The organism is Propionicicella superfundia DSM 22317 (assembly GCF_000423465.1).
Classification (GTDB): domain Bacteria; phylum Actinomycetota; class Actinomycetes; order Propionibacteriales; family Propionibacteriaceae; genus Propionicicella; species Propionicicella superfundia.
The window spans coordinates 625,482-647,487 of the sequence record NZ_KE384020.1 but is presented as its reverse complement, the minus strand read 5'-3'; the positions used below and the strand labels follow the sequence as shown (position 1 = coordinate 647,487).

The 22,006-nt window shown below is 69.0% G+C and carries 19 protein-coding genes, 1 tRNA gene and 1 pseudogene; 15 read left to right on the top strand and 6 right to left on the bottom strand.

Features of this window, described 5'->3' with window-relative positions; all coding sequences use genetic code 11:
* Nucleotides 1-29 precede the first annotated feature (29 nt).
* Nucleotides 30-1,874, bottom strand: coding sequence for a glutamine--fructose-6-phosphate transaminase (isomerizing) (gene glmS / locus G555_RS0108215; protein WP_028708514.1), 1,845 nt, complete (start codon nucleotides 1,872-1,874; stop codon nucleotides 30-32).
* 76 nt (nucleotides 1,875-1,950) lie between these two features.
* Here glmS and metH point away from each other — a divergent pair, with 76 nt between their 5' ends.
* From metH to G555_RS18705, 4 genes and pseudogenes are all read left to right on the top strand, one after another.
* Nucleotides 1,951-5,421 (top strand): methionine synthase, encoded by a 3,471-nt coding sequence (gene metH, locus G555_RS0108210; RefSeq protein ID WP_028708513.1) that lies wholly within the window; start codon nucleotides 1,951-1,953, stop codon nucleotides 5,419-5,421.
* 84 nt (nucleotides 5,422-5,505) lie between these two features.
* On the top strand, nucleotides 5,506-6,195 hold the full coding sequence (locus G555_RS18715; RefSeq protein WP_084634932.1) for an HAD family hydrolase: 690 nt from the start codon (nucleotides 5,506-5,508) through the stop codon (nucleotides 6,193-6,195).
* Entirely contained in the window at nucleotides 6,164-7,660 is a 1,497-nt protein-coding gene (locus G555_RS21190; RefSeq protein WP_156887477.1) for an ABC transporter substrate-binding protein, read from the top strand. Before G555_RS18715 ends, G555_RS21190 begins: the two co-directional genes overlap by 32 nt.
* A gap of 27 nt (nucleotides 7,661-7,687) precedes the next feature.
* A pseudogene (locus G555_RS18705) lies at nucleotides 7,688-8,599 on the top strand (tRNA (adenine-N1)-methyltransferase); the annotation flags it as partial.
* A 13-nt stretch (nucleotides 8,600-8,612) separates the two neighbouring features.
* Here the strand turns inward: G555_RS18705 and G555_RS18700 are convergent.
* Nucleotides 8,613-9,014 carry a DUF3054 domain-containing protein gene (locus tag G555_RS18700; protein ID WP_084634930.1) on the bottom strand — a complete coding sequence of 134 codons (402 nt, stop codon included), beginning with the start codon at nucleotides 9,012-9,014 and terminating at the stop codon, nucleotides 8,613-8,615.
* A gap of 168 nt (nucleotides 9,015-9,182) precedes the next feature.
* On the opposite strand from G555_RS18700, the gene prcB reads away from it, so the two are divergent.
* The 6 genes from prcB (at nucleotide 9,183) to G555_RS0108160 (ending at nucleotide 14,015) form a co-directional block, all read left to right on the top strand.
* The gene (gene prcB, locus G555_RS0108185; RefSeq protein WP_028708511.1) at nucleotides 9,183-10,022 is read left to right on the top strand and encodes a proteasome subunit beta; all 840 of its coding nucleotides are present in this window, start codon (nucleotides 9,183-9,185) and stop codon (nucleotides 10,020-10,022) included.
* Nucleotides 10,019-10,708: a proteasome subunit alpha gene (gene prcA, locus G555_RS18695; RefSeq protein ID WP_051208571.1), complete on the top strand. Its 690-nt coding sequence runs from the start codon at nucleotides 10,019-10,021 to the stop codon at nucleotides 10,706-10,708. Before prcB ends, prcA begins: the two co-directional genes overlap by 4 nt.
* Nucleotides 10,701-11,774, top strand: a complete 1,074-nt coding sequence (locus tag G555_RS0108175) for a prephenate dehydrogenase (protein ID WP_028708510.1) — start codon at nucleotides 10,701-10,703, stop codon at nucleotides 11,772-11,774. Before prcA ends, G555_RS0108175 begins: the two co-directional genes overlap by 8 nt.
* Before the next feature lie 24 nt (nucleotides 11,775-11,798).
* Nucleotides 11,799-12,452 (top strand): (d)CMP kinase, encoded by a 654-nt coding sequence (gene cmk / locus G555_RS0108170; RefSeq protein ID WP_028708509.1) that lies wholly within the window; start codon nucleotides 11,799-11,801, stop codon nucleotides 12,450-12,452.
* A 32-nt stretch (nucleotides 12,453-12,484) separates the two neighbouring features.
* Complete coding sequence (der, locus tag G555_RS0108165; protein ID WP_028708508.1) at nucleotides 12,485-13,819, top strand: ribosome biogenesis GTPase Der; 1,335 nt, start codon at nucleotides 12,485-12,487, stop codon at nucleotides 13,817-13,819.
* Between the two features lie 122 nt (nucleotides 13,820-13,941).
* A tRNA-Pro gene (locus tag G555_RS0108160) sits at nucleotides 13,942-14,015 on the top strand.
* A 229-nt stretch (nucleotides 14,016-14,244) separates the two neighbouring features.
* Here the strand turns inward: G555_RS0108160 and G555_RS0108155 are convergent.
* Together G555_RS0108155 and G555_RS0108150 are read right to left on the bottom strand one after the other, a co-directional pair.
* A complete protein-coding gene (locus G555_RS0108155; protein ID WP_028708507.1) occupies nucleotides 14,245-15,048 on the bottom strand; it encodes a hypothetical protein in 804 nt (267 codons plus the stop codon).
* Nucleotides 15,023-16,069 carry a type IV toxin-antitoxin system AbiEi family antitoxin gene (locus G555_RS0108150; RefSeq protein WP_169337877.1) on the bottom strand — a complete coding sequence of 349 codons (1,047 nt, stop codon included), beginning with the start codon at nucleotides 16,067-16,069 and terminating at the stop codon, nucleotides 15,023-15,025. The genes G555_RS0108155 and G555_RS0108150 overlap by 26 nt, the downstream gene beginning before the upstream one ends.
* A 527-nt stretch (nucleotides 16,070-16,596) precedes the next feature.
* On the opposite strand from G555_RS0108150, the gene G555_RS23375 reads away from it, so the two are divergent.
* Nucleotides 16,597-16,788: a transposase gene (locus tag G555_RS23375; RefSeq protein WP_211223203.1), complete on the top strand. Its 192-nt coding sequence runs from the start codon at nucleotides 16,597-16,599 to the stop codon at nucleotides 16,786-16,788.
* Here the strand turns inward: G555_RS23375 and G555_RS18690 are convergent.
* A complete protein-coding gene (locus G555_RS18690) occupies nucleotides 16,722-17,177 on the bottom strand; it encodes a (deoxy)nucleoside triphosphate pyrophosphohydrolase (RefSeq protein WP_211223202.1) in 456 nt (151 codons plus the stop codon). The genes G555_RS23375 and G555_RS18690 overlap by 67 nt on opposite strands.
* A 109-nt stretch (nucleotides 17,178-17,286) precedes the next feature.
* Nucleotides 17,287-18,582: an SAVED domain-containing protein gene (locus G555_RS0108135; RefSeq protein WP_028708504.1), complete on the bottom strand. Its 1,296-nt coding sequence runs from the start codon at nucleotides 18,580-18,582 to the stop codon at nucleotides 17,287-17,289.
* A 171-nt stretch (nucleotides 18,583-18,753) separates the two neighbouring features.
* Here G555_RS0108135 and G555_RS0108130 point away from each other — a divergent pair, with 171 nt between their 5' ends.
* The 4 genes from G555_RS0108130 (at nucleotide 18,754) to G555_RS21785 (ending at nucleotide 21,912) form a co-directional block, all read left to right on the top strand.
* Nucleotides 18,754-19,707 carry an SMODS domain-containing nucleotidyltransferase gene (locus G555_RS0108130; protein ID WP_028708503.1) on the top strand — a complete coding sequence of 318 codons (954 nt, stop codon included), beginning with the start codon at nucleotides 18,754-18,756 and terminating at the stop codon, nucleotides 19,705-19,707.
* Nucleotides 19,704-20,216: a hypothetical protein gene (locus tag G555_RS18685; RefSeq protein ID WP_051208570.1), complete on the top strand. Its 513-nt coding sequence runs from the start codon at nucleotides 19,704-19,706 to the stop codon at nucleotides 20,214-20,216. Before G555_RS0108130 ends, G555_RS18685 begins: the two co-directional genes overlap by 4 nt.
* Nucleotides 20,217-20,395: 179 nt before the next feature.
* Nucleotides 20,396-21,499 carry a HesA/MoeB/ThiF family protein gene (locus tag G555_RS0108120; RefSeq protein ID WP_169337876.1) on the top strand — a complete coding sequence of 368 codons (1,104 nt, stop codon included), beginning with the start codon at nucleotides 20,396-20,398 and terminating at the stop codon, nucleotides 21,497-21,499.
* A complete protein-coding gene (locus tag G555_RS21785) occupies nucleotides 21,484-21,912 on the top strand; it encodes a Mov34/MPN/PAD-1 family protein (protein WP_084634925.1) in 429 nt (142 codons plus the stop codon). Before G555_RS0108120 ends, G555_RS21785 begins: the two co-directional genes overlap by 16 nt.
* The last annotated feature ends 94 nt before the right edge of the window (nucleotides 21,913-22,006 follow it).

The window sequence follows — 22,006 nt, the reverse complement described above, 5'->3', positions numbered from 1 at the left end:
CAGAGGCCCGGTGCCGTCGGAGGCCGCGGTCACTCCACGGTGACGGACTTGGCGAGGTTGCGGGGCTGGTCGACGTCGTAGCCCTTGAGGGTCGCGAGCTCGCACGCGAAGAACTGCAGCGGGACGATCGCCAGGAGCGGCTGCAGCAGCGTCGAGACGCGGGGGAGCCGGAAGAGGATGTCGGCGTACGGATCGACCTCGGTATCGTCCTCCTCGGCGAGCACGATGGTGTACGCACCTCGGGCCCGGACCTCTTGGATGTTGGAGACGACCTTGTCGTGGAGCTGATCCCGTCCTTGCGGCGGGACGATGACGAAGATGGGAATGCCCTCCTCGACGAGCGCGATGGGACCGTGCTTCAACTCACCGGCCGGGAACCCCTCGGCGTGGAGGTAGGCGATCTCCTTGAGCTTCAGCGCCCCCTCGAGGGCGACGGGATAGCCGACGTGCCGACCGAGGAACAGGACAGAGCGCTGGTCGACGAGACGCCGGGCGAGCTCGCGCATCGGCTCCAGCCGGTCCAGCACCTTCTGGATGAGCGGGGGCGTCGCGGCGAGCTCGTGCATCACGGCGGCGATCTCGTCGCCGAACTTGGTGCCGAGGACCTGGGCGAGATACAGCCCCAGGAGGTAACAGGCGGCCACCTGGGTGAGGAAGCCCTTGGTGGATGCGACGCCGATCTCGGGACCGGCGTAGGTGTAGATGACGGCGTCGGACTCGCGGGGGATGGTCGCGCCGTTGGTGTTGCAGATCGCGATCACCTTCGCGTGCTGTTCGCGCGCATGGCGGATGGCCATGAGCGTGTCGGCGGTCTCCCCGGACTGGCTGATGGTCACGACCAGGGTCGTGCGGGTGATGATGGGGTCCCGGTAACGGAACTCGCTCGCGATCTCGACCTCGCAGGCGACGCGGGTCCAATGCTCGATCGCGTACTTCGCGACCAGACCGGCGTAGTAGGCGCTGCCGCAGGCGACGATGATGATCTTGTCGATCCGGCGCAACTCGTCCTCGGGGATGTGGAGCTCGTCCAGCTTGAGGGCGCCGTCGGGGGTGAACCGTCCCAGCAGGGTGTCCGCCACGGCCTTGGGCTGTTCGAAGATCTCCTTGCGCATGAACCAGTCGTAGCCGGCCTTCTCGGCGGCCGACAGATCCCAGGTCACCTCGAAGGGATGGGTCTCGGCCGGCTGTCCCTGGAAGTCGGTCACGGTGACGCCGTCGCGGGTGACGTCGACGACCTGATCCTGGCCGAGCTCGATCGCCGACCGGGTGAACTCGATGAACGCCGACACGTCGGACGCCACGAAGAACTCGCCCTCTCCGACGCCGACGACCAGGGGCGAGTTGCGGCGTGCCGCGACGAGCCGGTCGGGCTGGGTGGGATCGATGGCGACGAGGGTGAAGGCCCCTTCGAGACGGCGGCAGACCGCGCGCATCGCGTCGGCCAGGTCGGTGCCGCGGGCGACCTCGAGCCCGAGGTACTGCGCGGCGGTCTCGGTGTCGGTCTGGGACGAGAACACGACGTCCTGCGCCTCCAGCTCGGTGCGCAGCGCCGCGAAGTTCTCGATGATGCCGTTGTGGATGAGCGCGATCCGGCCGTTGCCCGACACGTGAGGGTGCGCATTCACGTCCGATGGGACGCCGTGCGTCGCCCAGCGGGTGTGCCCGATCCCGATCTCGGTGTCCGGCAGAGGCTCTGCCGCGAGCGCGCTCTCCAGGTTCGCGATCTTGCCTGCCCGCTTCCGGACAAGGATCCGGCCGTGATCGATCACCGCCAGCCCGGCCGAGTCGTACCCCCGGTACTCCATCCGGCGCAACCCCGCCACCACCACGTCACGGGCGGGCCGCGGCCCCAGATAGCCGATGATTCCACACATGCCCGTCACTATAGAGCGTGGATTCCGGGCGCGGGCCGTGCGGAGCGGCGGCGGCGCGGCCCCTACTCTTGTCCGCATGACCAGCAGCCTGCGCACCGCCTTGTCCCGTCGCGTCGTCGTCGCCGACGGAGCGATGGGGACGATGCTGCAGGCCTCGCGGGTGACGATGGAGGACTTCGCCGGGCTCGACGGCTGCAACGAGATCCTCAACGTGACGCGCCCCGACATCGTGGCCGACATCCACCGGGCGTACCTGGCGGCCGGTTCCGACTGCGTCGGGACGAACACGTTCGGCGCCAACGTCGCCGCGCTCGCCGAATACGACATCCCGGCCCGCGTGCGGGAGCTCGCGCTCGCCGGTGCGCGCATCGCCCGGGGCGTGGCCGACGAGGTCTCCACACCGGACCGTCCCCGCTGGGTGCTCGGGTCCATGGGCCCCGGCACGAAGCTCCCGACCTTGCGGCAGATCTCGTTCGGAACTCTCCGCGACGGATACCAGGAGTGCGCCGAGGGCCTCATCGAAGGCGGCGCGGACGCCATTCTCATCGAGACGTCCCAGGACCTGCTGCAGGTCAAGGGCGCCGTGCTCGGCGCGCGGCGCGGGCTCACCGCGCTGGGCGCCGACCTGCCTGTGATCGTGAGCGTGACGATCGAGACGACCGGGACGATGCTGCTCGGGACCGAGATCGGCGCGGCGCTGACGTCCATCGAGCCTCTCGGGGTCGACATCATCGGGCTCAACTGCGCCACGGGCCCCGACGAGATGGGCGAGCACCTGCGGCACCTGTCCCGCTATGCCCGCGTGGGGCTGTCCTGCATGCCCAACGCGGGCCTCCCGGAGCTCACCTCCGAGGGCGCGCGCTACCCCTTGTCGCCCGACGGGCTCGCCACCGCCCTGGACCGCTACATCGCGGAATTCGGGCTGTCGCTGGTCGGCGGGTGCTGCGGGACGACCCCTGCCCACATCGCCGCGCTCGCGGCGGTGGCGAGGGGGCGGGACGTCCCGTCGCGCGACGTCCCGGACGGTGCCTCGGTGGCGTCCCTGTACGCGGAGGTCCCGCTGCGGCAGGACACCAGCTATCTGTCGGTCGGCGAACGCACGAACGCCAACGGCTCGAAGGCGTTCCGCGAGGCGATGCTGGCCGGCGACTGGGACGAGTGCGTGGACATCGCGAAGGCGCAGAGCCGCGAGGGCGCGCACGTCCTCGACGTGTGCGTCGACTACGTCGGGCGCGCCGGCGCCGCCGACATGGACGAGCTGGCGTCCCGCCTGGCGACCGCGGTCCCGCTGCCGGTCATGCTGGACTCGACGGAGCCCGCCGTGCTGCGGGCCGGCCTGGAGGCGCTCGCGGGCCGCTCGATCATCAACTCGGTGAACTACGAGGACGGCGACGGGCCCGGCTCGCGCTTCGCCCGTGTCATGGAGCTGGTGCGCGAGCACGGCGCCGCCGTGGTCGCGCTGACGATCGACGAGGAGGGGCAGGCGCGGACCGCCGAGTGGAAGCTGCGGGTGGCCGAGCGGCTCATCGCCGACCTGACCGGCACCTACGGCCTGCGTCCCGGCGACATCATCGTCGACTGTCTCACCTTCCCGATCGCCACCGGCCAGGAGGAGACCCGCCGCGACGGGATGGAGACGATCGAGGCCATTCGGGAGCTCAAGCGGCGCCACCCGGGGGTCCTCACGACGCTGGGCCTGTCGAACGTCTCCTTCGGCCTCAACCCTGCAGCGCGAATCGTGCTGAACTCGGTGTTCCTGCACGAGTGCGTGGAAGCCGGGCTGGACTCCGCGATCGCCAATGCGGCGAAGATCCTGCCGATGGCCCGGATCCCCGCCGAGCAGCGGGAGGTCGCACTCGACCTGGTCTACGACAGGCGCACGGCCGACTACGATCCGCTGGCCCGGTTCCTGGAGTTGTTCGAGGGCGTGACGACGGCGGCGTCCAGACAGGCCCGTGCCGAGGAGCTCGCCGCGCTGCCGATCGGGGAGCGTCTCGCCCGGCGCATCGTCGACGGCGAGGCGAAGGGCCTTCCCGGCGACCTGGACGAGGCGCTGCAGCACAAGTCGGCGCTCGACGTCATCAACGAGGACCTGCTCACCGGCATGAAGACCGTCGGCGAGCTGTTCGGGTCGGGACAGATGCAGTTGCCGTTCGTCCTCGCGTCCGCCGAGGTCATGAAGCAGGCGGTGCGGCATCTGGAGCCGCACCTGGACCGCACCGACGAACTCGGCAAGGGGACGATCGTCCTCGCGACCGTGACCGGCGACGTCCACGACATCGGCAAGAATCTCGTGGACATCATCCTGGCGAACAACGGGTACAACGTCGTCAACATCGGCATCAAGCAGCCCCTCAGCAACATCGTGGAGGCGGCCGAGGAGCATGCGGCGGACGCGATCGGCATGAGCGGTCTGCTCGTGAAGTCGACCGTCGTGATGCGGGACAACCTGGCCGAGCTCAACAAGCGCGGCCTGGCGCGCTATCCGGTGCTTCTCGGCGGGGCGGCCCTCACGCGGTCGTACGTGGAGGACGACCTGCACGAGCTGTACGACGGGGAGGTCCGGTACGCGCAGGACGCGTTCGAAGGGCTCTTCCTGATGGACACGCTGATGGCGGTCAAGCGGGGAGTCCCCGGGGCCGAGCTGCCGCCGTTGCGCGGGCGACGGTCGAAGCGGACGGCGCCGGCGAAGGTGGAGCCGGCACGGGCCGGTGAACGATCGAGCCACGTCCGCCGGGACGTCACCCGGCCCGTCCCGCCGTTCTGGGGATCGCGGATGGTGCGCGGCGTGCCGCTGGCCGACGTGGCCCAGTGGCTGGACCACAAGGCGACGTTCATGGGCCGATGGGGGTTGCGGCCCGAACGCGGGGGCCGCTCCTACGAGGAGCTCGTCGAGACCGAGGGGATGCCGCGGCTGCGCGCGCTGCTGCACGACGTGCAGACCCGGGGGCTGGCCGAGTTCGGCGTCGTCTACGGGTACTGGCCGTGCTACTCCGACGGGGACGATCTCGTCGTCCTGGACCCCGAGACCCATCGCCGCGAGGTGCAGCGGTTCACGTTCCCGCGGCAGGCACGGGACCGGCGGCTCTGCCTGGCGGACTTCTTCGCCGACGAGGCCGAGACACGCGAACTGGGCCACCCCGACGTCATCGGGCTGCAACTCGTCACGATGGGGTCGCGGATCGGGCAGGCGACGGCCGAGCTCTTCGCCGCCGACCGCTACCGCGACTATCTGGAGCTCCACGGCCTGTCCGTCCAGCTCACCGAGGCGCTCGCCGAGCTGTGGCACGCCCGGATCCGCCGGGAGCTCGGACTGGAGCCGGACGGGCCGATGCTCGACATGCTGACCAATCAGGCCTACCAGGGCTCGCGGTACTCCTTCGGGTACCCGGCCTGCCCCGACCTGACTGATCGGGCGAAGCTCGTCGCGCTGGTCGACGCCGCGCGGATCGGCGTCGAGCTGTCGCCGGAGTTCCAGCTCCACCCGGAGCAGGCGACCGATGCCCTCGTCGTCCATCACCCGCAGGCGCGGTATTTCTCGGCGTGAGACCCGCGAACGTGCGGACGGCTCGTCTGTGCGACTTCCGAGGGCGATTGGTCAGCGTTCGCCGGGCGTTGCCAGAATGGCGCCATGACTCCTGAACGCTCTCCGCAGGCCGTGCTGTGGGACTTCGACGGGACGCTCGTCGACACCGCGTCCGTGTGGCGGGGGGCCGAGGGAGCTCTTCTGGCTGCGCTCGGCGGGGCCGGGTGGACGCCGGAGCAGTCGGCCAGGATCCATGGGTTCTCCATGCGGGACGGCGCGTCGGCGATCATCGAGTACGCGGGCCGGACGGGGGAGGTCGACCCCGACTGGGGAGTCGAGTTCATGGAGCGGCATGTGCTGGACGTCCTGCCGCGGACCGAGGTCGAGTGGCGGCCGGGGGCGCTGGCGCTGGTCTCCGACCTCGAGCGGCGCGGCATCCCGCAGGCGCTCGTGTCGATGTCGACCGAGGCGATCCTGCGGGCGGCCATGAGCGGGCTCGACCGGATTCCGTTCGCCGAGATCGTCGGCGGCGATCAGGTCGCCAACGGCAAGCCGCATCCCGAGCCCTACCTCACCGCGGCCGCGCGCCTGCGAGTCGATCCCACGTGCTGCGTCGCGTTCGAGGATTCGCGGGAGGGGCGTGCATCCGCCGAAGCGGCGGGCTGTTTCGTGGTCGCGATCCACTTTCACTACCCTCACGATTCGGCCCACGGTCGGATGCCGGTGAGCACTCTGGAGGCTCTACCCTGGGAAGGTGTCCTTGGTGAGTACGAGCGCTGGGTGGCGTCGCGCTAGCTGGGTGCTCGCGCTCCTCGTCCTCCTCGGCATCGTGGTCGGCTGCACCGAGGACACGCCCGCGCCCGCACCATCGACGGCCACCACCGTTCGCCCGTTCACCGTCGCGACGACGCAACGGGTGCGCCAGCTCGACCCTGCCTATGTCACCACGGACATGGGCGCGATGGTCGCGACGGCCGTCTACCAGCGGCTGCTCACGTACAACGCCGACACCCACGAGCTGAAGCCGGACGCGGCCAGCGACTGCCTCTTCCGGCAGGCGCTGGTGTACGAGTGCACTCTGCGCTCGAACCTCGTCTTCCACAACGGCAATGCGCTCACCTCCCGCGACGTCAAGCACAGCATCGAACGCGCCCTGACGCTGGGGGTGCAGGCCGGGACGGCCGTGCTGTTCTCATCCCTGAGCGAGATCCGGACCCCGGACGCCAAGACGGTCCAGTTCGTGCTCACGTGGGAGGACAACCAGTTCGCCCAGGCCCTTGCCAGCCCCGCCGCGTCGATCGTCGACGAGCCGAGCTACGCCGCGACGTCGGTGCGCTCCGACGACCAGTTGCCGATCGGGTCCGGTCCGTACGAGCTGGTGCGCCGGTCGAACGGCGAGGCCGTCTTCAGCCGCTCCGCGAGCTACGAGGGGGCGACGCCGGGGAGCATCTCGACGATCCGCGTACAGACGCTCGACGACACGTCCGCGGTCGAGCAGGCGGTGATCGCCGGGACGGCCGAGGTCGCGTGGCAGGGGCTCGACGAGCCCGCCGTCACCCGGCTGCAGCAGCAGATCGATGCGAGCAGTTCCCACACGACCGACTCGGGGTGGTCGCGCGTGGCGCGGAGCGGGATGCTGGTCCGGCGGCTGATCTGGAGCCCGTCCAGCAGCCATCGGCTCGATGCGGCGCTGCGCGGCCGGATCAGCCTCGCGCTGCAGTCGGAGCGGACGCTCGACTCGATCGTGCCGCGTGGGGTCGACGGGTATGCGGCGGCGTTCTCGCAGGGCGGCATCGCCACCGTGCCGACCACGGACACCAGCGGGATCACACTGGTCCTCGGGTACGACTCGGGGGCGCCGGGCGCCGCGCAGCTCGCGCAGGTCATCGAGAACCGGCTGCAGTCGTCCGCGGGGCTCGACGTCGTCGTGCGGGCCGATGCCGACCAGGCCGATCTCCAGCTCTCGGACGCCCTGCCGGCGCTGGCCACGGCGACGGGGTGGATGCTGCCGTATCTCACCAATCCGCTGCCGGGCAGCGCCGCGAAGGTCGAGCAACTCGACCAGCGGGCCCGGACGACCGACGACGGCAACGCGCGGACGGTCGCCCTGTCGGAGTTGCAGCAGCAGGCGGCTGCTGACAATGTGGTCATCCCCGTGTCGCAGACCGACGGTGCGCTGTTCGTCGGGCCCGGGGTGAGCATCGCAGACGGTGGCTTCGGGCCCGGTGGGCAACTGGCCTTGTGGGGATTGGAACAGTAGATGGGCAGTGCCGAGGAGCGACCGGTCGACGGCGCCACGGGGTCGTTGCGCGAAGGCGAGCGGGTGACGCTCTCGGATCCCAAGGGGCGGCGCCACTCGGTGCGGCTGCAGCAGGGTGCCGTGTTCCACACCACCAAGGGAGGGATTGCGCACGACGACCTCATCGGCGGTCCGGAAGGGGTGGTCGTGCGGTCGGCCGGCGGCGTGGAGTACCTCGCGCTCCGGCCCTTGCTGCACGATTTCGTCGTGTCCATGCCGCGCGAGGCGGCGGTGATCTATCCGAAGGACGCCGCTCAGATCCTCATGTGGGGAGACGTCTTTCCCGGCGCCCGCGTGCTGGAGGCCGGTGTCGGATCGGGGGCGCTGACGATCAGCCTGCTGCGCGCGCTCGGGCCCGCCGGCACACTCGTCTCGTACGAGCGGCGTGAGGAGTTCGCCCGTCGCGCGGCGGCCAACGTCGAGAGCTTCTACGGGGAGCGCCCGCCGGGCTGGACGCTGGTGGTGGGCGACCTGGTCGAGACGATCTCCGACGGCGAGATCGACCGGGCGATCCTCGACATGCTCGCGCCGTGGGAGTGCGTGGACGCGGTCGCGGAACGGCTTGTCGGCGGCGGGGTGCTGTGCTGCTACGTGGCGACGACGACGCAGCTCGGACGCACCATGGACACGCTGCGGGCCCATGGCGGGTTCACCGAGCCGCAGGCGACCGAGACGACGATCCGGGAATGGCATGCCGAGGGGCTGGCGATCCGGCCGGGGCACGGGACGTCCGGGCACACCGGCTTCCTTGTGATCGCGCGCCGGCTGGCGCCTGGCGTGGTCGCGCCGCGGCGGAGCCGACGTCCGGCGCCGGGTGCGTACGGGGCCGACTATGCCGGGCCGCGTCCCTCGTGGGTCGAGCCGGTCGCGGGGCAGCCGTCCGGCGCCGACGCGACCTGATCGCGGTCGGGGCTCAGACCGCCTCGGCCGGGCGGGCGCGCAGGATGAGTCCGGCGACGAGACGCCATCCGATGAGCAGGATGCCGGTGAACAGCGCGGTCGTGAGGATGAAGGTGGGCTGCACGCCGCCGCCGTTCATGACGCGGAAGACCAGGCCCAGGACCACCACGGACGCCCACACGATCGCGCCCGAGCTGAGCAGCTTGTAGTACTGCTTCAGGATCAGGCCGGCCCAGGCCAGGAACCCGGCGAGCATGAACGGGAAGGCCGTTCCGAAGAGCTGGAAGACGCCCTGCCACGTGAGGATGGACACGAGCGGCATGCTCTCGTGGAAGACGAGACCGACCAGGATGAACACCAAGATGAGCACCTGATCGAGAAGAATGGCGCCCACCGGTGGAAACGTGCGGTTCACGCGCCCACCCTACCGACCGCGACCATCGCAGGCGGCGGTGCCACCTGATTGCCCGCATCCGGGCGGCACGGCGGCGGGCGGCGGCCGCGCCGGAGAGCCTTCCACGGGGGCGAAAGTGGCGGAAACCGTCGCAGCGACTGGCTAGGCTTCGGTCGACAGGAGGTCGCGATGGCGTGGAGTTCGACCGGTTGGGGCCGGCCCGGGCGCGAGCCCGACGCGGGCGCGACGGCGGCGCGGGCGTCCTTCGTCGACTACCTTCGAGCGGTCGCCCCCGAGGCGCTGCCGCATCCCGGCGGCGCCGATCTCGCGATGCCGCACGGCACCACGATCGTCGCGGCCGTCCACGCCGACGGCGTCGTGATGGCCGCCGACCGGCGCGCGACGGTCGGGAACCTCGTGGCGCAGCGGGACATCCGCAAGGTGTTCGCGGCCGATGACCACTGCCTCGTCGGGATCGCGGGCGCTGCGGGCGTGGCCGCCGAGGTCGCCCGTCTGCTCCAGGTCGAGCTGGTCCACTACGAGAAGGTCGAAGGGTCGCCGCTGTCCCTCGACGGCAAGGCCAACCGGCTCGGCGGCATGATCCGCGGCAATCTCGATCTCGCGATGCAGGGGCTCATCGCCCTGCCCGTGATGGCCGGGTACGACCTCGCCACGGGTGGGGGCCGGATCTTCTCCTACGACGCGGCCGGAGGGCGCTACGAGGAGACGGGGTTCTTCAGCGTCGGTTCCGGAGCTCCGTTCGCCCGCGGTGCCCTCAAGAAGCTCTACCGCCCGGCCATGTCCGAGGACGACGCGGTCGTCGCGTTGATCCAGGCCCTGGTCGATTCCGCCGACGACGACACGGCCACCGCAGGCCCCGACCCGTACCGGCGGATCTATCCCAGCGTCTCGTCCGCGTCGGCTGCCGGCATCCGGGTCTGGGACGACGACGAGCTCGCTCCGCGCGTCGACGCCGTCCTCGCGGGTCGCCGCGATCGTCCCGATGGTCCGGAGGCCCCGCTGCTATGAGCATGCCGTTCTACGTCTCGCCCGAACAGCAGATGGCCGACCGGGCGGAGTATGCCCGCAAGGGCATCGCACGCGGACGCTCGGTGGCGGTGTTCCGGTACGACACCGGCATCTGCATGGTGGCCGAGAACCCGTCGCAGAGCCTGCACAAGCTCTCCGAGATCCACGACCGGCTGGGCTTCGCCGGGGTCGGCCGGTACAACGAGTTCGAGAGCCTGCGGATCGCGGGGATCCAGCACGCGGATCTGCGGGGCTACACCTACGACCGGTCCGACGTCACGGGGCGGAGTCTGGCCAACACCTACGCGCAGGTGCTCGGGCAGACCTTCGCGAACGCGGCCGAGAAGCCGTTCGAGGTCGAGCTCGTCGTCGCCGAGCTGGGGCGGATGCCGGAGCAGGATCAGCTCTATCGGCTGATGTACGACGGCAGCGTCGTCGACGAGCACGACGTGGCGGTGATCGGCGGGGCCGCCGAGGCGGTCGTGGCCGCTCTCGTGCCCGGCTTCCGCCACGACGCGCCGCTGGAGGAGTCCTTCCGCGAGGTCGTGGCTGCGCTGCGCGTGACGCGCGGCTCCGAGGCGAGCGGCGATGCGTGGGAGGTCGCGGTGCTGGATCGGCTGCGTCCACAGCTTCGCACCTTCCGCCGGATCGTCGGCGGCGAGCTGGCGGGGCTGCTCGGTGAGTGAACCTGAGCTGTCGCCCGCCGTCGTCGTGGGCGCGGGGCTGATCGGCGCGTCCATCGGCCGGGCGCTGACCGTCGCGGGGGTGGAGGTGCACCTCACCGATCGGGTGCCCAGCCATGCCGTCGTCGCGGCGACGATCGGGGCGGGGACGACCGATCCTGTCGACCCGGCCGATGTGCGGCTCGTCGTTGTCGCGGTCCCGCCGGCCGCTTTGGTGAGGGTGGTCGCGAAGACCTTGCGGACCTACCCGAACGCGACCGTCACCGACGTCGGGTCGGTGAAGAGCAAGGTCCTCGACGAGTTGTGGGAGATCGACGGTCTCGACCTGGGCCGGTACGTCGGCTCGCATCCGATGGCCGGCACGCAGCACACCGGCCCGTTGACGGCGTCCCCGACGCTGTTCACCGACCGCACGTGGGTGATCGCTCCGCACCGGGCGTCCTCGCCCGATGCGACGGCCGATGTCCGCCGTCTCGCCGAGGTGTGCGGCGCGACGATCGTCACGTTCGACGTCGCCGATCACGACCGCGCGGTGGCGACCGTGTCGCATGTGCCGTACATCATGTCGGTGCTCACCGCGGGGCAGTTGCTCGATCACACGGCCGAGGATCTGCGGCTCGCGGGCCCTGGCGTGCGGGATGTGACGCGCGTGGCGGCGTCCGATCCGGGGCTGTGGCGGCAGATCATCGCGGCGAATGCCGGGGCGGTCCGGGTCGAGCTGGAGCAGATCTCGGCGCGGCTGGGCGAGCTTCTGGCGGATCTGGACGACGAGGAGGCGGTCGAGCGGATCCTCGCCGAGGGGCGGGACGGGACGCGGGTCCTGCCGGGCAAGCACGGGCTTGCGCCCGCCGACTTCGGGCAGGTCGTCGTGGAGCTGCCGGACACGCCTGGCTCGCTGTCGCGGCTGTTCCGCGACGTGGACGCGCTGGGCGTGAACGTGGAGGATCTGGACATCGATCACGACCCTGTGCGGCAGGTGGGGTACCTGGCGATCTCGGTCGTGTGGGATCAGGTGGAGGAGTTGACGCGGCGGATCCGCGAGGCCGGCTGGACGGTCCGCGGGGGCTGACGGGCAGGAGGGGTTGTGGGAAACGTGGTCGTCGCCATCGACGGGCCGAGTGGGTCGGGCAAGTCGTCCACCGCGCGGGGGGTGGCGCTGGCGCTGGGGTACGCCTATCTCGACACGGGTGCGATGTACCGGGCTGTCGCGACGGAGTTCCTCGTGCAGGGCGTGGCGCCCGGCGACGCGGACGCGATCGCGCGGATCACGCGCGATGCGGACCTGCGGATCTCGACCGATCCTGCGGACCAGTGGGTGCGGATCAACGGACGGGATGTGACGACCCGCATCCGCGAGCCCGAGGTGTCGGCGGTGGTGAGCGCCGTCGCCACGAACCCGGCCTGCCGGGCCGAGCTGGTCCGTCGGCAGCAGGGGATCATCGCGACGGCCGCGCCGGGGATCGTCGCGGAGGGGCGCGACATCACGACGGTGGTCGCGCCGGACGCCGCGGTGCGGCTGCTGCTGGTCGCCGATCCGCAGGCGCGGGTCGCGCGCCGGGCGGCCGAGCTCGGCGACGGGGTGAGCGCCGACGACGTCACCGATCAGGTGATCCGGCGCGACCGGGACGACTCGCGGCTGGTCGAGTTCCAGAAGCCCGCGCCCGGGGTCGACCTGCTGGATTCGACGTACCTGTCGCTCGACGAGGTCGTCGCCGACATCGTCGCCCGGGTGCGTGCGGTAGTCTGACGTCCTTTGGGTCGGGCACGGAAGGGGGCGCGATGGAGGATCCGGTGAAGGTGAAGCCGGTGGTCGCCGTGGTCGGTCGTCCCAATGTCGGCAAGTCGCTGCTGGTCAACCGCATCCTCGGCCGCCGCGAGGCCGTCGTACAGGATCTGCCGGGTGTCACCCGCGACCGGGTCTCCTACGACGCGGAGTGGAGCGGGCGGGAGTTCCTCGTCGTGGACACCGGCGGCTGGGCTCCCGATGCGCAGGGCATGGCCGCGCAGATCGCCGCGCAGGCCGAGCTCGCGATCGAGGCCGCCGACGCGGTCATCTTCGTCGTCGACGCGACCGTCGGCATTCAGGATGTCGACGAGGCGGTCGTCCAGGTGCTGCGACGGAGCCGCAAGCCGGTCGTGCTGGCCGCCAACAAGGTGGACGACGCCCGGCACGAGGCCGACGCGGCGCTGATGTGGAATCTCGGGCTGGGAGAGCCGTGGCCGGTGTCGGCGCTGCACGGGCGGGGGAGCGGTGACCTCTTGGACGCCGTCCTGGCCGTGCTGCCGGAGGCGCCGGTCGCGGGGGAGGCCGTCGAGGGCGGTCCTCGTCGCGTGGCCATCGTGGGCAAGCCGAACGTCGGGAAATCGTCCCTGCTGAACAAGCTGTCGGGCCGGCAGCGGTCGGTCGTGGACAACGTCGCGGGAACGACCGTCGACCCGGTGGACGAGCTCGTGGAGATCGGCGGCGAGGTGTACCAGCTCATCGACACGGCCGGCATCCGGCGGCGGGTGCGCGAGGCGTCCGGGCACGAGTACTACGCGTCGCTGCGTACCCAGACCGCCATCGACCGCGCCGAGGTGTGCCTCGTCGTCGTCGACGCGTCCGAGCCGATCACCGACCAAGACCTGCGGATCCTCAACATGGTGGAGGAGGCCGGCCGGGCGCTGGTCGTCGTCTTCAACAAGTGGGATCTCACCGACGAGGAGCGACGGCGGTACCTGGAGCGGGAGATCGAGCAGAGCCTCGTCGCGTACCGGTGGGCGCCGCGCGTGAACCTGTCCGCATTGACAGGTCGGCATGTCGACAAAGTTCAGGCCGCGATCAACGAGGCCCTGGAAGGGTGGGAGACGCGGATCTCCACCGGTCGGCTCAACGCGTTCCTCGGGCGTATCGTCGCGGCGCATCCGCACCCGGTGCGCGGGGGGAAGCAGCCGCGCATCCTGTTCGGCACCCAGGCTGCCTCGTGCCCGCCCACCTTCGCGCTGTTCACCACGGGGAACCTGGACGACGGGTACGTGCGGTTCGTCACCCGGCGGCTACGGGAGGACTTCGGGTTCGCCGGGACGCCCGTCCACGTACAGGTGCGCCCCCGCGCGAAACGCAAGGACCGCTGAGCAGGTCCTGCCAGTGGATATGTCGATATGTACCCAACTTGGGCGCGCGGGCGCCACGCGGCACACGATATGACCGGCAAGGCCTCGATCTAGTACAGTGAACCCTCGGTGCTGGGCACCATCGGGCTGTGGCGCAGTTTGGTAGCGCACTTGACTGGGGGTCAAGGGGTCGCAGGTTCAAATCCTGTCAGCCCGACAGAAAAGCCCTGGTGAGAGACAACTTTCGCCAGGGCTTCGTCGTTTCTGGGAGTGCTCACTGGCACCATGCGTCACAGTATCTCGAAACGCGTTGCGTCTTGGTTGAGTGACGCTACTGGGGCCGCCGATCGTGGGTGCCTTCGTTTGGGCGGTCTCCTCAGAGGCTTGGCGCACAGACGCGATAGGCCCCGACCGAGCTAGCTGCCGATCAGTGGCTCGGGCCCAAATCAGACTGACGACGCCTCGGCATCGCCCGGCTGTCCGCCCGCCCACAGACCTTCCAACCATGCCTCCAGAAGTCCGGCGCGGGTTCCCCTCCAGACCAACCGCACGGTGCGCTGACTCTGGGTCGCTACCTGGAGGACCCGCGGGACGCGGTCATTGGTGACGCAAGCGATGCCTCGACGTCCGAGCCGGTACGCGCCGGCCAGCTCATGATCGAAGTCGGTCGCCGCCATAGCGACTTCGTCGTCCCACGTCTCGTCCCCGTAGATGCCCTCCGAGGCAGCGCGAAGCACAGTAAGGAGATCGTCGGCATCCTTGGTCTCGGCGGGCTGACGTCCGGCGAACGCGATGAGCTTCAGCACGGCGATGAGTTCGAGGGGAGCGACGGGCAGCAGTCTTCCGGACGGCAGAGTGACGAGATCAGCGTTGGCGGCTGCTTCGGCGCAGCCGAGAACGCTGACGCTGGACTCGTGGATAACGACGTCCCCGTCGCGTTCCAGGTCGCCGAATGGCACCACGTCGACGTGCTGCCCGAGCAGCCTCCTGCGCTGCCAGGCTCGTGTCGGCTCGCCAATGGTCGCCAGCAGCGCGTCGAAGTCGCCGGCGTCGTGGGCGGCCACTGCGATGTCGACGTCGTTGGTTGCTCGTCGGGGGAGCGTGACTCCTCCGAGGATGAGTGCAAGGTCGCGGGCGGTGGCGCCGATGAGTACCCACGGCCCGGGAGGCCCGAGAGTATCGACGAGGGCATCCAGCAGCTCGCCGGGAACGGGCAGGTCGCGGTCAGCCAAGGGCGCGAAGGTGCGCATCGCTCCTCCTGAGATTGGCGGCGATATCAAGTGAGCGGGCGTCGCCCTCGCGAAGCAGGTCCCCGTAGATCAGGACTGACGGCACCAATCTGGGCTGCGGCGTCGGCAGGCCGTCTCCCCAGAAGCGCTCACGCACCTCAACGCGGAACGGAGTCGGGTCGGTCGTCAGGCGCAGCAGAGTCACGGCAGGGCCGAGAGTTGCGGCGTAGACGATGCCATCCGTGGCCCGAACCTGATCGTCGAGAACTGCAGCTGCGGAGATTCCGCCGAGGAGGACGACGGCCTGGACTTCTGCTCGCACCTTGTGTGACCAGTGATCGTCGGCGGCGTACAGCGCTCGGGGGGCGAGCGGACGCACGGCTAGCCTTCGATAGGATTCCGCCCACGTGTCGAGCAGCCGGCCGGGGTCGTGGAGTCGGCCGTCCAGCAGAAGCCCGGCATCGGTGAGCTGGGCGAGGGTGTTGTGGACGGTGCCGACCGAAGCCCCTGCGGCCGCGGCCAGTGCGCGCACCGTGTCGTCCGCCAGCTCAGGCTTGCACAGCAGCGCGAACGCCACCCGGTGGCTGGTGCGGTTGAGCGCCAAGGCGCCTGGAGCCCGCTTCGCCTGTGCTCGCGGGCCCGCCAACCTGGTGTGGATCCCCTTGCGGGCGGGTTCGTTAGCTCGTGCGAACAGCAGGGTGCGCCCGCCCAGTGACAGGTGAGCGTTGCCCCGCTCATCCAGGAAGCTGGCGCCCGCGTCAGCGAGGCGATGGATGGTGGCGTTGTCGAAGCCGCTGCTCACCAGCAGGGGCAACCATCCGGGCTCTTCGACGGGCGTTCGCGGGTGGCGGCCGACGGGCAGGACCTGAACCCGATGCAGCGCCGACCCATAACGTAGGACGAGCCGGCGGCCGCTGGAGGGCTGCATCGACAGGACGGTGACGTCCTTCATCCCTGCGCGCACCAGACCCCGTTGGACGAGACGCGCCAACGCTTCGCCTCGCGTGTTCAAAAGGCTCACGTGTTCAATATAGCTGAACAAAGCCTCTTTTTGAACAGAGCGTGCGGCCCTCACCACTCCCTGGGGGCCGTCCGCGCCGCGCGCGAGATCTTGGGTCGCAAGACCTGGGCGACGCCCCGTTCGCGCGGTGCCCGCGAAGGACTACGAACGCTCATCACGGCCCGTTACAGCGCGAAACTCGCGCAGGTCGCTGCGATCAACGTCCTCAAAGCCCTCGTCGTCACCGCACCCGCCGACTTGCGCGAGGAGCTGCGCGGCCGTCCGCTGATGGAGTTGGTCGGCGTTGTGTTGCCAACGTCTGCGTCCGGACACCGCTACCGATCCCGAGTACGCAGCGACGAAGCTGTCGCTGCGCAGTACCGCGAACCGGATCCGGCACCTCACCGATGAGTGCCGCGAGCTCGAGCTGGCGATGATTCCCCTGGTGCGCGCGATAGCGCCAGCGCTGCTCGACGAACCCGGCATCGGTATGCTCATGGCCGCTCAGATCCTGGTCTCGTGGCCACACCCCGGCCGCTGCCGCGACGAAGCCGCCTTCGCCAGGCTCGGTGGCGGTCGCGCCGCTGGAAGCGACCTCAGGACAAACCCAAACCCGCCACCGACTCTCACGCGGCGGTGACCGCCAGCTCAACCGGGCGTTGCACACCGTGATCCTGGCGCGCGCGAAGCACCATCAGCCGACCAAGGAGTACCTCGCTCGCCGGATCACCGAAGGCAAGACCAAGAGCACGGCAGGCTGATCAGGTGCGGTCCACTCGAGTTGATCGAGGTCTGTGGCGCGCAGCCATAGCAGCCGATCATGATCGGAGCTATCGATCGGCCGGGCACCTTCGAGGTGTGCACGCAGACAAACGAGTTCGATCGATCCGCCGACGACTGGCGTCACGTCCGTCGTCAGCTCATCATCGACGACAATCGACACGTCGAACTCTTCCCGGATCTCCCGGATGAGCGCAGATTCGGGAGTTTCACCCGGCTCAATCTTCCCTCCGGGAAACTCCCAGAACCCGCCTGCGGCCTTGTCCGCCTTCCGGCGGCAAGCGAGGATTTCATCCCCGTCGAACATGACTGCGGCGACGACACGAAGCGGGGTTGGCTCCGTGGCCGGCTTGAGTCCGGGATCGTCCACAGTGATCAGAGTAGTTCGCCGTACGGTCGCGCATCTGTGTCCTTACACCCATTGAAGGCAGTATGCGACAGATGGAACTGCGTGCCGCCATCGGTACTCTCAAGGCCTCTCAGCCGGTGCAGCTTTGAAGCGAAACTGACGTGATCGGGCCCGCTGGGCTCCCTGCTCGGGCTTCGAGGCAGGCCACGTATCGGGGCCGAACATCGACACTGTTGTCGGCGGGGTTGTCGGTGTCGTCCCATTCGAAGAGGCGTACCCGCAGCGTGTTGCTGAGGCGTCCGATGAGGACGGCAAGACCGAAGGGTACGGCGAGCAGCAGATCGACGCTAGCGTTCGAGTGAGCGCCGGAGAGTTGGCGGATCAGACCTGCGACCTCTGAAGCGACGGCACCGGCGTTTGCGGGATCGAGCAATCCGCGCTGCGGAGATCGGATGACCCCGTGCGCGTTCAGAGTTTCGCCGCGCTCGTCGAGGTACCGTTCGAAGGCGGCGTCGCTCTGCGTAGACAGAAGGTCGACGTAGACCGCGACGCGGGGCCGGTCACCCGGCACTGTCGGGTGTTCGGTCACATCGAAGTGGAGTGTGGGTGGCGTCGGGACGGCGGCTTCGGGTCCGCTTGCCCAGACGTCGGATCGTTGGTCGATGACCTCGAGTTGCCCGATCCGCGATGACGGCAGCGCGATGCCGAGCGCGAAGGCGACAGACAGGTGTGCGCCGCCTCCGACTCGGACCTTGCGCGCTCCGGTGCTCGTGATCGCATCCGGCAGCAGTCCCAGCGTGCGACGCAGGTCCTCGAGCCCGGCCGAGTCGGGCAGCTTTTCGTGGTTGGAGCGGCGAACGCGAATGTCGAGCTGGGCGCCGGTGCGGTCGTAGACCTGACCGACGTTGCGTGTCTGGATCGTGAGCTCGAAGACCCCGTTTGCCTCGACCGCTGCACGGTGCTGCACCATCCGGTGCGTCAACGCCTTCTGCGTCAACGCAAGCAACTCTTCCGCACTCGTTGCCGACTGGTCCACGCCCTTCAGGTCATCCTTGACACGTCCGAGCAGCCTGTCAGGGGCCGTGTAGTCAGGAGAACCGGTGTCCTTTGCGATGTCGTTGGCAATCAGGAGCTGGAATCGCGGGTCGTCGCGGTGCAGGTCGATCAGCTTCGGGGCCTCGATGCTGCGAACGATAGCGCTGTTGACGATGTCCTCGGTGATCACGAAGGTCGCCCCGGACAGCCCACCATCGATCGCCTCGCTGAGCCGGTTCGCAGTATCTCCGGGAGGGAGGTCGTCCTTGTCGCGCCAGACCGGGATGCCCGCGGCGCGCAGCAGCCAGGCCAACTCCGCGACGATCTCCGACCCGTCGTTCTGTCGGTACGAGAGAAACAGCGGACCGAAGACGTCGACAGCGGTGCTCATTCGGGACTCCTTATCGTTGGCGATGGTCGCCTGGAGTGAGTATGCCGCGAGCCTCCGACACGCGGTGTCACGCGCCGGCGCGGATGGATGTCGGTGGTCGTGTCTACCCTTGGTTGCAGGCAGGCCGGACGCGGTCCGTCGCATCTGCCCGAGTGCGGCTGGGAGGCCTTCATGACAGTTCTGGACTCGTTCGACTCGCTCCAACGGGAGCTCGACGCCGCCGTCGAAGTCGTGCGGGTCGCGCGGCAGAGGCGCGACACGTTCAAGGCCGCCCTTGCCACCGCGCCGGATGTCAAGGTCGTGTGGGGGTCGGGATCGCTGGCGCGGAGCACCCAGCTACAGCCGGTGCACGATGTCGACCTCGTTATCGAGTTCGATCCCGACCAGCATCCCGAGTGGGGACAGGACGGCGACTCGGCCGAGGAAGCGATCGAGCGGTGCCGCGACCTCGTGCACGAGCTGCTCTCGGTCGAGAGCGGGACGTACGCGCATCTGGTGCGCCAGGTAAACACTGCGGGACGGAACCGGGCTGCGAAGTGCTTCATCGACCCGCCCGATGCGGACAACGCATTCACGGTAGACGTAATGCCTGCCCTGCGACGCACGGATGGGATCCTCATCGCCTTCAAGAGCGAGCGCCGCTGGATGCTCGCTGACCCGGAGTACCTGATCGATCAGGTCGCGGACCGCCAGCGGGAGTGGGCACAGTTTCGTCCGCTGGTGCGCATGCTGAAGTACTGGGCGCGGCAGCACACGACCGAGACCGGGCGAGTGAAGTCGCTCGTCATGGAGGTGCTCGCCCTGGACTGCCTCCATGAGGGGAACCGGCCTGAGGCCATCAAGAACTTCTTCGTCGAGGCGTCCACACACAGCCTTCAGGTCGAGGATCCGGCCCGGCTATCCGGGGCGATACAGCCGGACCTCGACATTGCCGGGCTCCGCCGCGCACTGGAGGACTCGGCCCTTGCCGCGACCGCAGCGGTGCGGGCCGTGGCCAACAACAACCAGGCCGGTGCGACTGGGCATTGGCAGGACGTCTTCGGGGATGCGTTCCCGCTTGTACTTCCTCCGGCCGGGGAGCCCGATCCGGGGCCGCGCCCGATTCGGAACTCGCCCCAGGGATGACTGTCGCCGCGCGCACCTGGTGGGAGGACGATCCGGCACGACTCCAGCAGGAGATCTCCGACGTTCAGGCGGTCGCGCCCCTGCTCAACTGGACCGCGGAGAGTGCCGGCCGGTTCGAAGGACCGCTCCCGCTGTGGCCATTCTCACGCCCCGCCCCCAAGAACATCAGCGACCTACTAGACCCGCTCGTCGTCCGCGTCGAGTACAGCCACGCCTTCCCCGCTGCGCCACCACAGGTTCTGCCGTTGGCGCCGCAGCCGGTTCCTACACTCCGCGGCTTCACGCAGTTTCACGTCCTACCCAGCGGACGCCTGTGCCTGCTGCGCGACGCTGACCAGTGGTATCCGTGGTCCAAGACCAGTGAGCTGCTGCTGAAGGCGTCCGGTTGGGCGATCGAACTCGCACTCCTCGAAGCCCGTGCGATCACACAGATGTCCGTGAATGGCATCGTCAACGATGCCATTCACGACGAGCTCATCGCCGCGACGATCCAGGTTCTGGACTCATGAGCGACTCAGACTGGCTGGTCCTCCTACCACAGGAGGCGAAGGAAGTGATCGAGAAAAGCGACGGGTGGGGACGCCTGACCTGCCGGATCTCCGGCCCCGATCGCGCAGCGCTCGTCGTCGCCCTCTCCAACGAGGACTCCGACAGGGTCCCCGTCGCCACCGATCCAGGGCACTTCCTCATGACCGCCGGCTTCCAGCCTGTGGGCCACTGGTATGCCGTACCGGAGGAACTCGTGCTCACGGAGTACTTCCTCGTCCGCCAGTCGGCAACCTTGTCCTTCGACGAGTTTCATAGGCTCGTCCCGAAAGCGGAGTGCCCGGTCTCGGGGAAGTGGGCGATCGCAGTCACGTACTGCGCCCAGCCACCAGCGATCTCGGAGGACGAGACGCTCCCTGCATGGTCCGCCTGGATCGTCACCGACTCCAGCGTCCAGCCCATGCTCCTTGATATCCGCGATGGCAATGAACTCATGGATGCTCTGGAAGGGCTCTGGCCCACCAGAGCGCTCGCCAGCAAGCGTGTCCTCCTGTTCGGGGCCGGCAGCATTGGCGGTGCGACGGCCGAGTCACTTGCGAGTTACGGCGCGGGCCAGATCGACATCGTCGACCCCGACCGGCTGCTATTCCACAACATTCCCCGCCACGTCCTGACCACCAAACACGTCGGCAGGACCAAGGTCAACGCGCTCACCCAGACGCTCGGCAGCGCTTGGCCAGAGTGTCACGTCACGCCGTGGCCCATTGACCTCGTCGCCAATGCCGACCTCGTCCGACCGTTGCTCGACGAATCCGACATCATCGTCTGCACCGTCGACGGCGTAGAGCCAAGGCGTGTGGCGAACTACCTCGCCCGGCGCGCCGGCAAACCGATCGTGTTCGCCTGCGTCCTCGGCGACGGCCGGTACGGGGAGATCCTGCGGATCAGAGCTCTGCCCGAGGTCGGATGCCTCGAGTGCCAACGCCGACGTCTGCGCGAGGAGGGACGCATCGATCTCGAAACCACGCTCGACCGCGGATACGGCACCGGCACTCGCCACAACCCCATGACCGCCGTCGGCGGCGACCTTCACCTGATCGGACAGCTCACGGCCAAGATCACCGTCGCCACCCTCCTGCGCGCCCAAGGGGAACTCGATCAGACCCTCGTTGACGACAACCTGGTGATTGCCCTGCGCCCAACTCCCGGTTACACCGACCCGTTCGATGCCACCAGGATGCTCGATCAGAAGTGGTACCGAGCGGGCCGCCCCTACGATGATTGCCCGGCATGCAACGCGACGTGAGACTCCCGATCCACGCCGCGGCACTCGATTCCATCGTCTCAACGATCCGCTCCAGCGATTCACGATTGGAGACAGGCGGAGCGCTGTTCGGCCCACCCGATGGCAGTAGGGTTCTACACGCAGTCGGGCCGGCTCCGAACGCAGAGCGCGGTCCTCGCTCCTTCCGGCGGGATCTCGCCTTCACTCAGTACGAAGCCGTGCGTCTCTACCAAGCCGACCGCTCCCACTGGATCGGCGAATGGCACACCCAGATCGACGTGCCTGCGTCGCCAAGTGAACTCGATCTCCACACCTACGCGAAACACATCGCTGACCCCGACCTGGGGTTCGACCGATTCCTGGCCCTCATCATCGCGACCTCGGGGTCTCAGCCGTTGCTTGCTGCATGGATGCGTGGAACTCGATCAAGCTGACCCTCAACGGGCCGATCACCGTCATTCCTGCTCATCCGTGCCCGCACCCGAGAAGCCGTCGCCCGGGATCGCGCTCGCCGGGCCGAGTACGAGC

Coding starts and splice junctions, on each gene's coding strand:
- glmS (WP_028708514.1), bottom strand. CDS start 1,874: ATGTGTGGAATCATCGGCTATCTGGGGCCGCGGCCCGCCCGTGACGTG.
- metH (WP_028708513.1), top strand. CDS start 1,951: ATGACCAGCAGCCTGCGCACCGCCTTGTCCCGTCGCGTCGTCGTCGCC.
- G555_RS18715 (WP_084634932.1), top strand. CDS start 5,506: ATGACTCCTGAACGCTCTCCGCAGGCCGTGCTGTGGGACTTCGACGGG.
- prcB (WP_028708511.1), top strand. CDS start 9,183: ATGGCGTGGAGTTCGACCGGTTGGGGCCGGCCCGGGCGCGAGCCCGAC.
- prcA (WP_051208571.1), top strand. CDS start 10,019: ATGAGCATGCCGTTCTACGTCTCGCCCGAACAGCAGATGGCCGACCGG.
- der (WP_028708508.1), top strand. CDS start 12,485: ATGGAGGATCCGGTGAAGGTGAAGCCGGTGGTCGCCGTGGTCGGTCGT.
- G555_RS0108155 (WP_028708507.1), bottom strand. CDS start 15,048: ATGCGCACCTTCGCGCCCTTGGCTGACCGCGACCTGCCCGTTCCCGGC.
- G555_RS0108135 (WP_028708504.1), bottom strand. CDS start 18,582: ATGAGCACCGCTGTCGACGTCTTCGGTCCGCTGTTTCTCTCGTACCGA.
- G555_RS0108130 (WP_028708503.1), top strand. CDS start 18,754: ATGACAGTTCTGGACTCGTTCGACTCGCTCCAACGGGAGCTCGACGCC.
- G555_RS18685 (WP_051208570.1), top strand. CDS start 19,704: ATGACTGTCGCCGCGCGCACCTGGTGGGAGGACGATCCGGCACGACTC.
- G555_RS0108120 (WP_169337876.1), top strand. CDS start 20,396: ATGACCGCCGGCTTCCAGCCTGTGGGCCACTGGTATGCCGTACCGGAG.
- G555_RS21785 (WP_084634925.1), top strand. CDS start 21,484: ATGCAACGCGACGTGAGACTCCCGATCCACGCCGCGGCACTCGATTCC.